We start from the raw sequence: 12562 nt of genomic DNA, 5'->3' as shown, positions 1-12562 counted from the left end.
AGAACGTGTGATTTCGCTGCTCCCCTCTTTCATAGGGCGGGGCAATGGCTTAGGTGAAGAGGATCACCAAGAGGCCGCTCAATGTCGTTTTTTAAAAAGCTCAAGAACCGTCTGGTAAAATCTTCGTCAAAACTTGACGAGGGTTTGGATGCAATCGTCGCCGAAACCGTTGAGGCACAGCCCGAAGTGGTCGCTTCCCCAGAAGTGCAGCCCTCAAGCCCCCAAGAGGTTGCAGCACCAAAAATCGAAGAAGTCGTCGTGAGCGCGCCGGCCAAACCAAGTCTTATGGGGCGTATTCTTGGACGCGAAAGCGAAAAGAATATACCGCGCCGTGAACTTGATGACGAGATGCTTGAGCGGTTGGAAGAATTGCTGATATCGGCGGATATGGGGGTCGATACGGCCCTGCGTGTGACGGCGAATATGGCCGAAGGGCGCTTTGGCAAAAAGCTTTCAAGTGCCGAGATAAAATCGCTTTTGGCGGATGAAATTACCCGCATCATGGAGCCCGTGGCCAAGCCGCTACCGATTTATACCAAAAAACCACAGGTCGTTTTGGTTGTTGGGGTAAATGGCTCTGGCAAAACCACGACCATTGGAAAATTAGCGAGCCAATTCAAAGCGGCGGGCATGAATGTTGTCATCGCTGCGGGTGACACATTTCGCGCGGCGGCCGTGGAGCAATTGCAGGTTTGGGGCGAGCGTGCAGGCGTGCCCGTTTTGACGGCACCAGAGGGAAGTGACCCCGCGAGCCTTGCGTTCGATGCTATGACCAAAGCAGAGGCCGATGGGGCCGATCTGTTGTTGATTGATACCGCTGGGCGTTTGCAAAACCGTGCGGATCTCATGGAAGAACTGGCGAAAATTGTGCGGGTTATTCAGAAGAAAGACCCAACAGCGCCCCATAATACGCTCCTCGTCCTTGACGCAACGACAGGGCAAAACGCGTTAAACCAAGTGGGGGTTTTTCAACAACTCGCCGATGTTTCGGGACTTGTGATGACAAAACTGGACGGCACGGCAAAAGGCGGTGTTCTTGTTGCTTTGGCTGATAAATTCGGGTTGCCGATCCATGCAATCGGTGTCGGAGAGCAAATCGACGATCTTGCCGCATTTGACCCCGAGGAGTTTGCCCGTGCCCTAACTGGGGCGGATATTTAGGTTGACTGAATGGCTTATTTCCCTTGAGGGAACCGAAATGGGGCATAGGGTTGCCCTTGGTTTGGCCCTTTTGGCTGCCGTTTTACATGCTATTTTCGGTGCGCTTCAAAAGGGTGAGCACGATCCGTGGCTTTCGCGTGGGGCGATTGATTTTAACTACGGCGTGATGGCTGCTCCCTTTGCATTGTTTGTCGTTCCGTGGCCTGAGCCACACATGTGGCCCATTTTTTTCGGCATGTTTGTTATCCATATTGGGTATAAGGCCATGCAGGCGCAAACCTATGTTTTGGGTGCTTATACAGTGGTTTACCCGGTGGTGCGCGGGATGGGGCCGCTGTTTACGGTTCTTGGGGCGGGGCTGGTGTTTGGTGAACATTTCGCGTTCGGTCAGTGGATCGGTGTAGTGGTTTTGTTATGCGGGATTTTTGGGTTGGGGCTCTACAATCTGATGTATCTAGAGACCAATCGCGAGACCCTGAAAGCGGCGCTATTGATGGCGACCGGCACCGGAATGTTTGTCGCGCTTTACACGACCTACGACGCCTATGGAATTCGCGCAACGGCCAACCCATTCACCTTTCTCGCGTGGTTTTTCTTTATTGATAGCCTTGCGATCCCGCCCTATGCTGCGTGGCGTTATTCAAAAATGCAGGTGAAACCGCGTTTGAAGCCTTTGATGAAACGCGGAATATTGGGGGCATTTGTCGCCTTTTTTAGCTTTGGGTCGATCATGATGGCGACGCGGCTTGATAGTGTCGGCGAGGCTGCCGTCTTGCGCGAGACGTCAACAGTATTTGCCGCCCTTATCGGCTGGCTGGTGCTAGGGGAAAAGGTTGGGCCGCGACGGCTCATTCTTATGTCATTGATTGCCGTTGGTGCAGTCATTGTTGAAATGAACGGTTAGGAAGAATGATGACGGAAAAAACGGTAAACCCCTTTGTAAAGCTAGGCTTGGAGCTTGGTCCAGTCGTCCTGTTCTTCGTTTTCTATGGCCGCATCAAGGATGAATTCTTCACAATTGGCGGCGTGGAATACGCTGGGTTCATTGTTGCAACGGCGCTTTTCATTCCCCTGATTTTGGCTTCAACGGCAATTTTGTGGTGGCTGACAGGCAAGCTGTCAAAAATGCAGCTAATGACAGCCGTTTTGATCGTGGTTTTCGGTGGAATGTCCGTTTATTTCAACGACGAACGCTTTTTCAAAATGAAGCCCACCATGATCTATCTTTTGTTCGGCGGTATTCTTGGGATCGGCCTTTTACAGGGCAAAAGCTACCTTCGTTCGGTCATGGAAGAAGTCCTTCCTATGCAGGATGAAGGCTGGATGATCCTCACGAAACGGCTGACTGCCTTCTTTGCTGCGCTCGCAATTACGAATGAATTTGTCTGGCGCACGATGAGCACGGACGCGTGGGTGAATTTTAAAACCTTCGGCCTCACGGCTGCTGTATTCGTGTTTTTTATGTTTCAAAACAAACTCATGCAGACCTACGCGGTAACGGTCGAAGATCAAGATACATGACGGTCGCCCTAGGCCTACGCCTAGGGTTTTTTCTTGAAGAGAAGGTCGTGGGATTTTTTGTCACTTTGAAGATTTGACCGCTTTTCAGCGGCCAATGCCCGACCTTTGATGACGCCTTTACGCGCGCTGACTTGGTCCAGCCAACGGGCGAAATGTGGTTTGTCTTCTAGGGTTTGTTGCTGGCCTTCCCAAAGGCTGGCCCAGCCCCAAATCGACATATCAGCGATGGAATAGAAGTCGCCAGCAACATATTCGTTCTCTGCAAGACGCCGATCCAAGACGCCATAAAGACGTGCGGTTTCATTGCGATACCGGTCTTTCGCATAGGGCAGATCATTTGGCGGTTCCATTGCGGGCGCGTATTTTAAAAAATGATGCGCTTGCCCTGCCATGGGGCCAAGGCCGCCCATTTGCCACATAAGCCATTCGGTTACAGCGATTTTTTCACGCGGAGTCTCGCCCCCGAACTGTCCGGTTTTCTGAGCAAGATATTGCAGAATTGCCCCACTTTCAAAGATCGAAATGGGCGCACCATCGGGCCCGTCAGGATCGATAATCGCGGGCATCCGGTTATTTGGGGCAATTTTAAGGAAGTCGGGTGCGAATTGATCGCCTGCACCAATATTAATCAGATGAAGTTTGTAGGGCAGGTCCATCTCTTCGAGAGCGATTGAAATTTTCCAACCATTTGGGGTCGGCCAGTAATATAGGTCTATTGGGATTGTCATCATTCGCTCCTTATCCTCGGAGCAATGATCATCTTTTGGGACTAGATAGCAAGGGGGCGCGGGTAAAGAGACGAGACCATCGACGGGATTGCGAACGCGCGCAAGCCGCGGATAAATCGGATATTGATAGACTGTCTGGCGCGTGGAGAAATTGGCGATAGAGTGGAAACATTCCAGGTCGAAGGTAGGTTGACCAATGACAGATACGCCGGAGCGGAGGCGCAATCGGAAACCCTTGGCGTCTCAAAGCGGCAAGGGTGTTTGCACAGTCAAGTTGAAGGTCCAGCCAATTCGCGCGGGCAGGGGAGAGGCCATGCCCCAAGCTACGAGAAAAGGGGCGATGCGGTGCAATGGCCGTTTCAATCAGTAAATCGTAGAGATCATTTTCGCGACTGGTAATGTTTAGAACTTCGCAACTTTTGCCCGCTGGAGTCTGCATCGCAATTTGGGCCACGGAACTTAGCTCAGCCCCAGCCATTAAGACAATACGGTTTAGGGCGTTTTCCGGGAGTTTCGCAAGCGCAGCCAAGAGAACACGCGCTCCAAGGGAATGTGCCATCACGTTGATTTTGCGGTTGGGGGCAAGATGGTGCAGAGTAGTAATCACAGCAGCCAACGTATCTGCCGCAGGGATCGCTTGCTTGTAAGCTTGCCAAATTGTGCCGCGCGCATGCCACCCAAAGGCGATGCACTGCCCCTCTTCCTTTGTCGCTCTGCCAAATCCGAGGTGATGGGGCCAAGAGATACAGGTTCGTTTTTCATGACGCGGTCTTAACGCAAAAATCTGGGCATGCGGATCATGCTTCTCTTCAAATGGCGAATATCGAAAACCATGCAGCATAATCGTTATGGGGCCCGTTGATGGGCCTTTGAGCATGTTCTCGACAGATTTGCACGCCGTTGCGCACACTGGGTCAGCCGCTCCAAACGGAGCGTTTATTCGCAAAACGGGCATAGCGTCCTCGCGTCGTGGTCTATCATTGGGATAAATCCACTGTATATCAGGAGCATGAATTTCTCGTTACGACTGCGTGACGGGCTTGACGAAAGCGCCGCAGGCCCCTATTCAGGCGTCCTGTGGCGATTTGTTCTCCTGATTGCGGGCCACGTTAAATATGCCGCTAAAGAGGTCTGGGACGTACCCCCTCGCTTCTTTTTGCGCAGGGGGTTTTTTTGTGTTTTCACGTAAGTGGAGACAGGCACAAAGGGTTGAGACAATGACTAAAGACTGGAACGCGCGCACGAAAATGGTTCATGCTGGAAGCCGCCGCAGCCAATACGGTGAAGTTTCCGAGTCGATTTTTATGACCCAAGGCTTCGTTTACGACTCAGCCGAGGCCGCCGAGGCCCGCTTTGTAGAGGTCGGAGATGACGAGTTTATTTACGCACGATATGGCAATCCGACCGTTCGGATGTTTGAGGATCGTATCTCCGCCATCGAGGGTGCAGAGGACGCATTTGCAACGGCAAGTGGTATGGCGGCCGTAAACGGCGCATTGATGTCTATTCTCAAATCTGGCGATCACGTGGTGAGTTCGCGGGCGCTTTTTGGCTCCTGTCTCTATATTCTCGAGGAAGTTTTGCGTCGTTTCGGGGTGGAAGTGACCTTCGTTGATGGTGCGGATTTAGCGCAATGGCGTGCCGCTGTGCGGAAAGACACTACCGTCGTGTTCCTTGAATCCGTGAGCAATCCGACCCTAGAAGTCGTAGATCTTAAATCTGTTGCCGAGATTGCCCATGCCGTTGGGGCGACCGTCATCGTGGATAATGTTTTTGCGACGCCTGTGTTCTCTCGCGCCATTGAATTCGGCGCGGATGTCGTCGTGTATTCTGCGACTAAGCATATTGACGGCCAGGGCCGATGCCTTGGTGGTGTTGTGCTTGGGAAAAAGGAATATGTCCGCGGCCCACTAGAAACGTACCTAAAACACACTGGCGGTTCGATGAGTCCTTTTAACGCTTGGGTTATGCTCAAAGGGTTGGAGACTTTGGATTTGCGGGTCCGCGCACAGGCTCATTCCGCAGAGGTAATCGCCGAGGCCTTAGAAGGGCACGAAAAACTGGAGCGCGTATTGTTCCCGTTTTTAGACAGCCATCCCCATCAAGCGATTGCCAAAGCGCAGTTTGAGAAGTGCGGCACAGTCCTTTCTATTGATCTTAAAGGCGGGAAAGATGCCGCGTTCAAATTCCTGAACGCGTTGGAAATTTGCATTATTTCCAATAACCTAGGTGATGCAAAAAGCATTGTGACGCATCCGGCGACCACAACCCACCAACGTCTTCCTGACGATCAAAAGGTGCTTTTGGGAATTTCCCCAGGTTTGGTGCGTGTCAGTATCGGCATTGAAGATACCAATGACTTGCTGTCCGATATTTTGAACGCACTGGATGCCGTTTAGGCCGCAATTTTTGTCGGCATAGGGTTGGAACTCTTGGGTAAAGCCGCGTAACGTTGCTTTACCTGAAGGGGGGGGAAGGAATGAATACGGACATGCAAAAAACGCTTTTATCGCGCGATCAAGCGAAGGCTGCGCTCGAGACCTTAAGGGAATGGGCCGCACATGTATCGCCAGTAGAAGTGGCCGAATTGGACCCCGCGATTGGACGGCTTCTTCCAGAGAGGGCGTTGGAGAATTACCCAGCGCTTGCAAGAGCTTATCCAGAGGAGTTCACAACGGATGACGCGTATCGTGCGACGCTCCCTGATCTACAGAACGGCCCTGAAAGCCTCATTCGCGGCTCTCGGCGCCCCATTCAACACGTGGGAATTTCGAATTTTCGTCTCCCCATCCGCTTTCAGGCACGCGCAGGCGGCGATCTGGCTCTAGAGACCTCCGTGACAGGCACGGTCAGCCTAGAGGCTGGTAAAAAAGGCATCAACATGTCGCGCATCATGCGCACGTTTTACAAATACGCGGAAAGTGTCTTCAGTTTTGACGTTATTGAAGCCGCTCTCGCGGATTACAAAACCGATCTTGAGAGTTTTGACGCGCGCATTCAAATGGCGTTTTCTTTTCCTGTAAAGAACAAGAGTTTGCGGTCAGGGCTGGCAGGTTATCAGTATTACAATATAGCATTAGAGTTGGTCGAGACCGCCGGTAAAGTTGTGAAAATCATACATTTGGACTATGTCTACTCGTCCACATGCCCCTGTTCGCTTGAACTATCCGAACATGCGCGCCAAACACGCCACCAATTAGCTACCCCACATTCACAGCGGTCCGTCGCCCGTATCTCCGTTTTGCTTAACTCTGAAAAACCACGTCTTTGGTTTGAGGATTTGATTGATTTGTGCCGTGTTGCGGTGCCGACGGAAACCCAAGTGATGGTGAAGCGTGAAGATGAGCAGGCCTTTGCCGAACTCAACGCGGCAAACCCGATTTTTGTCGAAGATGCCGCGCGTCTGTTTAGTGAGCAACTTCAGAATGATGAACGCATTTTGGACTATAGAATCGTCGCGAGCCACCAGGAAAGTCTACACAGCCATGATGCTGTGAGTGTTCTGACAGAAGGGCAAACGTTCGAGGCCCAAAGCTTCGATCCGAAACTGTTTTCGACGTTATTCCACGTTGGCTGATGACACAGGCCCAGAAAAGAAAAAGGGCGCAGCCAAAGTATTGGGTGCGCCCTAAGTTATTGAATTTTATCCTTTAGTTCCAGCATCGCACCAAGACGGTCATGTCAGACGCGCGTGCCGTTAGGTCCACTGGGTGGAGCGCTCCGCCTTCTGAGGACGTCGTCGAGGCGATGCCGTTGTCAGCCAAAATCTTGAGGATCGCATTCGCTGAGGTCGAGAAACTTACGTTTTCCGGCAAAGCGCGGCCGTCCTTAACTTCGGTTGAGCGCAACATGCCGATGACCGTTCCGCCTGCATTAACTACAGGGCCCCCTGCGTCGCCCAATAGGGACACTAGATCTAGCCGCTGGGTGTTCACCTCTCCGTCAAGGCCACGAACGTCTGCTAATGCGCCGAACGTCATTGTCGGAGCCCCCAGAGCGCCCTCGTAAGAATAACCAGAGACGGCGACTTCCGATTTCAAACGGGGGGAGGCATTGGCGAAAGTCGCGAAGCCAAGCGGTGCTAGTTTTTTCTCAGGTTTCAAAATAGAAATGCCGAGAGCCGGGTCAGTGAAGATAACGTCAGCAAATGTTAGGTCATCCAATGTCAGTTTCGCGCAGGTTCCCGCAAACTCGCTCGTGGTCAAGACTGTGCCTGTTGCGTCCAGATAGAAACCAGAGCGCGACAGGATTGGTTGACGAATTTGGAGGCCAGACAGAAGGTCAATCTTCTGCTCGTTTTGATTAGTACCAGCGAAGTCATCAAGCGCCGTGTCACCCATTGATAGGAGGCTCGTCATCATCACACCGATGATGCGGTTCATATTTGCCTTGTCGCCAGCAGGCCAAACGAGGGTGAAGCCCTTAATTGTGCCGTTTTCCAAGGCAGCATAGGTATAGGAGTTGATTTTTGCATTGTTGCCTCGCAAAACAAAGCTCGCATCCTTGCGCTCGCGCTCTCCTGTTAAAGGAACAATTTCAAGAGTTTGCATGATTTCATACAGGCCAAACAACGTCGCCTGATCGCCCTTTTGCGAGATCAGAGAAACGGAAACGCCACTGTCGCCTTTTGGCAAGAAGTGAACGAAAGGCGCGGTATAGCTGTCAAATTCGACCAAATCCATTGGCAGATCTATAGAAATTCCCGCTTTGGGGTCGCTATAGTTTTCCATCCCTGCATTTGTGAACACTTCGTTGAATTTCGCGCGTAATTCGCCGCGTTGGTATGTCGTCAGGATACCCGTCGTGTCATAGCCCATCGCCGCTTGATATTCGGCCATCGCACGCCGCGTTCCGGCACCAAAGGAGCCGTCAATGGCACTGGTGTAAAAGCCTTCCCATTGCATGGCTTCCTGAAGTTCCATTTTTTCTTCACGTGACAGGGCGTTTTCATTTGCGCGCGCCTGACCCGGGGTTTCGTCCGGAAGGGTGATGATTTGGCCTACGGGCTCGGTCGGAGTTAGTTCGGTGCTTGTGGTGGGTTCAACGGTTGTCGTGGGTTGAGTAAGGGTGGTGCCTCCAAGGGGCCAAAACTGTTGTTGATAGCCGCGGCTGTCTGCCAAATAACTGTCCCTCGGGATCAAATTTTCCTGCTGCAATCTTTCAAGTTCCTGCGCCGCAGCCGCTGCCGAAAACGGGCCGATCGAAATTACATACCAGCCAGAGCTGACCCGAAATCCGCCCACATTCGGAAAGGCACCTGAAAAGGCGCGCACACGTGTCTGTGCCTCGTTCAGGGTCGGGTGGGCTTCAATCTGAATCCATGTATTTTCTTGGGCCTGTGCCTGATTTGGGGCCGCGAGAAAAACAAGAAGGGTCGAAATAAGAAATATTGAAATGGCTGTAACCAGTGGCCGGGCATGAGTCATGGCGGTCGGGTTTCCCTTTGTTGGATATCTGTTGCGCTATTTGTCTTGTTTTGCGCATTGCGAGCCAATAATGCAAGAGCAAGCAATTGACCCTTCGCGAAGGGTTGCGTATTTGGAACGGGAATTTTCATAAGGATCCGCCATGTCCGCCGCTTCAAACTCGAAAACCAAACCTAGAAGCTTTCAGGAGATCATCCTGCGTTTGCAAAACTATTGGGCGGAGCAGGGCTGTGCCGTTTTGCAACCCTATGACATGGAAGTCGGCGCGGGAACGTTCCACCCCGCCACGACGTTGCGCTCGCTTGGCAGCAAGGCATGGGCCGCGGCCTATGTTCAGCCGTCGCGCCGCCCGACTGATGGGCGTTATGGGGAAAACCCAAACCGCTTGCAGCATTACTATCAGTATCAAGTCGTGATTAAACCAAGCCCCCCCGAGCTTCAGGAACTCTATCTTGGGTCCCTCGCCGCTATCGGGGTGGATATGGAAATCCATGACATTCGCTTTGTTGAGGACGATTGGGAAAGCCCAACCCTTGGCGCATGGGGTCTTGGATGGGAAGTTTGGTGTGACGGCATGGAAGTCAGCCAGTTTACCTATTTTCAGCAAGTTGGCGGTCATGATTGCCACCCAGTGTCAGGCGAGTTGACCTATGGGCTCGAACGTTTGGCGATGTATATTCTTGGCGTCGATCACGTGATGGACATGCCGTATAACGACCCCGCGTCGCCTACCGCCTTGAGTTATGGCGATGTGTTTCGCCAAACCGAGCAAGAGTACAGCCGCTGGAACTTTGACATTGCCAACACAGATGTGCTTTTGCAGCATTTCTTGGATGCGGAAGCCGAGTGCAAAACGATTTTGGACCAGCCCTATGTTGATCCCAAAACGGGCAAGCGCATTGTCATGGTGCATCCGGCCTATGATCAAGCGATTAAAGCCAGCCACTTGTTCAACCTTCTCGATGCGCGCGGCGTGATTTCGGTAACCGAACGTCAGGCCTATATCGGACGCGTGCGGACCTTGTCCAAAGCTTGTGCAGACGCCTTTGTGCAAACCGAGGCCGGTGGCTGGGTTGCACAAGAGCAGGCGCAATCATGATCGGGAAACTCATTGCAGGTGCAATCGTGATTACAGCATTGATCGCCGGCGGTGCGATGTATTATTTGCAGGAATATGGCTTTTACGAAACCGTTGAGGCTTCGTCCGAGAATGCCAATATCCAGATAACCAACCTCGTCACCCAAGCTCCCGAACCTATGCTTATTTCAGGGTTCGAGGGGATCGACGCTGACAGCTCCCCGATCCGATATCGCGCGTGTTTTACAACGCCCATGTCGAATGCCATGATGACAGAAACATTCCAAACCTATCCCGCAGCCGAACCGCTGGTGGCTCCCAAACAGTTTTCCTGCTTTGACGCCCGCAAACTTGGAGCCGACATCGAAACGGGCACCGCGACCGCCTATTTGGGCCAAGCAAATATCATTTATGGCATTGATCGTGTGATCGCCGTCTACGACGATGGGCACGCCTATGCCTGGCACCAAATCAACACCTGTGGCGAGCATGCTTTCAACGGCGATCCCGTCCCCGCATCCTGTCCTCCCGTACCTTCTGAGAAAGAATAAATCATGGCCGACCTACTGATCGAACTCTTCTCCGAAGAAATTCCCGCACGCATGCAAACCCGCGCTGCGGCGGATTTGAAGAAACTTGTAACGGACGGGCTGGTTGACGCGGGCCTGACCTACGCGTCAGCGGGGGCCTTCTCAACGCCACGACGGCTCGCGCTATCCGTCGAAGGCCTCCTCGCCGAGAGCCCCGACACCATTGAAGAGCGCAAAGGCCCGAAAGTCGGTGCGCCGGAAAAAGCAATCGAAGGCTTCCTGCGCGGCGCAGGGCTCACGATGGACGATCTGCAAATTCGCGATGACAAAAAAGGCCGAGTCTATTTCGCGGTGACCAAAAAGGCGGGGCGGCCTGCGGCTGAGATTGTCGCGGAAACGCTCGAAGCGGCAATCCGCAATTTTCCGTGGCCAAAATCCATGCGCTGGGGAACAGGGAGTCTAAAATGGGTGCGTCCGTTGCACTCTATACTTTGTATTTTGAGTGACGAAACTGGCACCACGGTCGTATCATTGGATGTCGACGGCATCAAAGCGTCAGACGTTACATTCGGCCATCGTTTTATGGCACCAAAATCACTCAAAATTGCCCATTTCGACGATTACCAACGCAAGCTGAAATCGGCATACGTCGTGCTCTCATCTGAAGAACGCGCAGACCAGATTTGGAACGATGCTACCAACGCGGCCTTTGCTCAGGGATTTGAAATCGTTGAAGACAAAGGATTGTTGGCAGAGGTCGCAGGGCTAGTGGAATGGCCTGTTGTCCTGATGGGCGATATTGCCGGAGACTTCCTCGGGTTGCCCGTTGAAGTCCTGCAAACCTCGATGAAAGAGCACCAAAAGTTCTTCTCTGTGCGCAATCCAAAAACAAACCGTATCGAGAAATTTGTCACCGTGGCAAATCGAGAAACCACGGACAACGGCAAAACCATCCTCGCGGGGAACCAAAAGGTTCTGTTTGCGCGGCTTTCGGATGCCAAATTCTTCTGGGAAAATGATCTACGGATCGCCAAATCTGACATGGCGTCGTGGACGAAGTCGCTCGCGAATGTCACCTTCCATAATAAGCTTGGAACGCAGGCCGACCGGATCGACCGGATTGAAGCACTCGCGCGGGATTTAGCGTCAGTCGTTGGTGCTGATGTCGAAATGACAGCCCTTGCAGCACAGGTTGCCAAAGCCGATCTTTCGAGTGAAATGGTCTACGAATTTCCGGAACTTCAAGGGCTTATGGGACGTTATTATGCCGAGGAAGCCGGACATCCGCAGCCCGTCGCGGATGCCTGTGAAGCGCATTACTCGCCCCTTGGTCCCAGTGACAATGTCCCAAGCGAGCCGGTCTCTGTGGCTGTTGCCCTCGCCGATAAGTTGGACACTTTAACTGGGTTTTGGGCGGTAGATGAGAAACCAACGGGGTCAAAAGATCCGTTTGCCCTGCGCCGCGCCGCACTTGGTGTGATCCGTTTGGTCTTGGAAAACAACGTGCGTTTGCCGTTGGAACGCTTTGTGGACGCGCAACTCGCACGTCACGAAAATGCGCTCAATTCAGGTGAGGCCGCCCCGACAGAGAGCCTACTGGCTTTTTTCCATGACCGTTTGAAAACATACCTCAAAGACCAGGGTATTCGCTTTGATGTTATCGACGCTTGTTTGGCGATGCCTGCAAATGATGATCTTACACTTCTTGTGAAGCGCGCTGATGCCTTGGCTGCGTTTTTGAAAACTGATGACGGTGAAAATCTTCTTCAAGGGTTTAAGCGAGCCAACAATATTCTCTCGCAAGCCGAAGAAAAAGATGGTGTGGAGTACTCCTATGGGGCGGATGTGAAATATGCCCAAGCGGACGAAGAGAAAGCGTTATTTGCAGCACTAGACACTGGCGAGGCTGCGATCTCTCCGGCCATCGAGGCCGAAGATTTCGCGGGCGCAATGAGCGCCATGGCCGGGCTCCGAGCGCCGATTGACGCATTCTTCGACTCGGTTCAGATTAATACCGACAGTCAGATCACACGGCGCAATCGTTTGAATTTACTAAATCGGATTCGCACGCTGTGCCTTACGGTTGCGGATTTGGGTAAAATCGAAGGTTGAAGATCG

11 protein-coding genes and 1 riboswitch are annotated in these 12562 nt (G+C 52.5%); of the genes, 8 read left to right on the top strand and 3 right to left on the bottom strand.

The window, feature by feature from the left end; translation table 11 throughout:
• Positions 1–81 precede the first annotated feature (81 nt).
• Genes ftsY through AB9F26_RS07770 form a run of 3 tightly spaced genes read left to right on the top strand, consistent with a single transcriptional unit; the run spans position 82 to position 2682 of the window.
• Positions 82–1161: a signal recognition particle-docking protein FtsY gene (gene ftsY, locus AB9F26_RS07780; protein ID WP_335585819.1), complete on the top strand. Its 1080-nt coding sequence runs from the start codon at positions 82–84 to the stop codon at positions 1159–1161.
• Position 1162: 1 nt separating this feature from the next.
• Complete coding sequence (locus AB9F26_RS07775) at positions 1163–2065, top strand: EamA family transporter (RefSeq protein WP_039002585.1); 903 nt, start codon at positions 1163–1165, stop codon at positions 2063–2065.
• An 8-nt stretch (positions 2066–2073) separates the two neighbouring features.
• Positions 2074–2682, top strand: a complete 609-nt coding sequence (locus tag AB9F26_RS07770; RefSeq protein ID WP_039002584.1) for an inner membrane-spanning protein YciB — start codon at positions 2074–2076, stop codon at positions 2680–2682.
• 20 nt (positions 2683–2702) lie between these two features.
• Here the strand turns inward: AB9F26_RS07770 and AB9F26_RS07765 are convergent, their stop codons facing one another.
• Both AB9F26_RS07765 and AB9F26_RS07760 read right to left on the bottom strand, forming a co-directional pair.
• Complete coding sequence (locus AB9F26_RS07765) at positions 2703–3410, bottom strand: glutathione S-transferase N-terminal domain-containing protein (RefSeq protein ID WP_335585818.1); 708 nt, start codon at positions 3408–3410, stop codon at positions 2703–2705.
• Positions 3411–3438: 28 nt separating this feature from the next.
• Entirely contained in the window at positions 3439–4365 is a 927-nt protein-coding gene (locus AB9F26_RS07760; protein ID WP_335585817.1) for an alpha/beta fold hydrolase, read from the bottom strand.
• Between the two features lie 112 nt (positions 4366–4477).
• Positions 4478–4556, top strand: a riboswitch (SAM riboswitch).
• A 71-nt stretch (positions 4557–4627) separates the two neighbouring features.
• Here AB9F26_RS07760 and metZ point away from each other — a divergent pair.
• Complete coding sequence (gene metZ / locus AB9F26_RS07755) at positions 4628–5809, top strand: O-succinylhomoserine sulfhydrylase (protein WP_335585816.1); 1182 nt, start codon at positions 4628–4630, stop codon at positions 5807–5809.
• 80 nt (positions 5810–5889) lie between these two features.
• The gene (folE2, locus tag AB9F26_RS07750) at positions 5890–6987 is read left to right on the top strand and encodes a GTP cyclohydrolase FolE2 (protein WP_335585815.1); all 1098 of its coding nucleotides are present in this window, start codon (positions 5890–5892) and stop codon (positions 6985–6987) included.
• Between the two features lie 73 nt (positions 6988–7060).
• On the opposite strand, the gene AB9F26_RS07745 is transcribed toward folE2, so the two are convergent.
• The gene (locus AB9F26_RS07745; protein WP_369767740.1) at positions 7061–8836 is read right to left on the bottom strand and encodes a trypsin-like peptidase domain-containing protein; all 1776 of its coding nucleotides are present in this window, start codon (positions 8834–8836) and stop codon (positions 7061–7063) included.
• 142 nt (positions 8837–8978) lie between these two features.
• Between AB9F26_RS07745 and AB9F26_RS07740 the strand changes: the two genes are divergently transcribed.
• The 3 genes from AB9F26_RS07740 to glyS are packed head-to-tail and all read left to right on the top strand — an operon-like array spanning position 8979 to position 12556.
• Entirely contained in the window at positions 8979–9935 is a 957-nt protein-coding gene (locus AB9F26_RS07740; protein WP_369767739.1) for a glycine--tRNA ligase subunit alpha, read from the top strand.
• A complete protein-coding gene (locus AB9F26_RS07735; protein ID WP_335585812.1) occupies positions 9932–10465 on the top strand; it encodes a DUF6446 family protein in 534 nt (177 codons plus the stop codon). Before AB9F26_RS07740 ends, AB9F26_RS07735 begins: the two co-directional genes overlap by 4 nt.
• 3 nt (positions 10466–10468) lie before the next feature.
• Positions 10469–12556: a glycine--tRNA ligase subunit beta gene (glyS, locus tag AB9F26_RS07730; RefSeq protein WP_369767738.1), complete on the top strand. Its 2088-nt coding sequence runs from the start codon at positions 10469–10471 to the stop codon at positions 12554–12556.
• The last annotated feature ends 6 nt before the right edge of the window (positions 12557–12562 follow it).

Source organism: Falsihalocynthiibacter sp. BN13B15 (assembly GCF_041205415.1).
GTDB classification, from domain to species: domain Bacteria; phylum Pseudomonadota; class Alphaproteobacteria; order Rhodobacterales; family Rhodobacteraceae; genus Falsihalocynthiibacter; species Falsihalocynthiibacter arcticus.
Note: the sequence above shows the minus strand (reverse complement) of the source record. Positions and strands in the feature narration are given on the sequence as shown.

Bases quoted from the DNA above. Each gene is read 5' to 3' on its own strand.
- ftsY (WP_335585819.1), top strand. From the start codon at position 82: ATGTCGTTTTTTAAAAAGCTCAAGAACCGTCTGGTAAAATCTTCGTCA.
- AB9F26_RS07770 (WP_039002584.1), top strand. From the start codon at position 2,074: ATGACGGAAAAAACGGTAAACCCCTTTGTAAAGCTAGGCTTGGAGCTT.
- AB9F26_RS07765 (WP_335585818.1), bottom strand. From the start codon at position 3,410: ATGACAATCCCAATAGACCTATATTACTGGCCGACCCCAAATGGTTGG.
- AB9F26_RS07760 (WP_335585817.1), bottom strand. From the start codon at position 4,365: ATGCCCGTTTTGCGAATAAACGCTCCGTTTGGAGCGGCTGACCCAGTG.
- metZ (WP_335585816.1), top strand. From the start codon at position 4,628: ATGACTAAAGACTGGAACGCGCGCACGAAAATGGTTCATGCTGGAAGC.
- folE2 (WP_335585815.1), top strand. From the start codon at position 5,890: ATGAATACGGACATGCAAAAAACGCTTTTATCGCGCGATCAAGCGAAG.
- AB9F26_RS07745 (WP_369767740.1), bottom strand. From the start codon at position 8,836: ATGACTCATGCCCGGCCACTGGTTACAGCCATTTCAATATTTCTTATT.
- AB9F26_RS07740 (WP_369767739.1), top strand. From the start codon at position 8,979: ATGTCCGCCGCTTCAAACTCGAAAACCAAACCTAGAAGCTTTCAGGAG.
- AB9F26_RS07735 (WP_335585812.1), top strand. From the start codon at position 9,932: ATGATCGGGAAACTCATTGCAGGTGCAATCGTGATTACAGCATTGATC.
- glyS (WP_369767738.1), top strand. From the start codon at position 10,469: ATGGCCGACCTACTGATCGAACTCTTCTCCGAAGAAATTCCCGCACGC.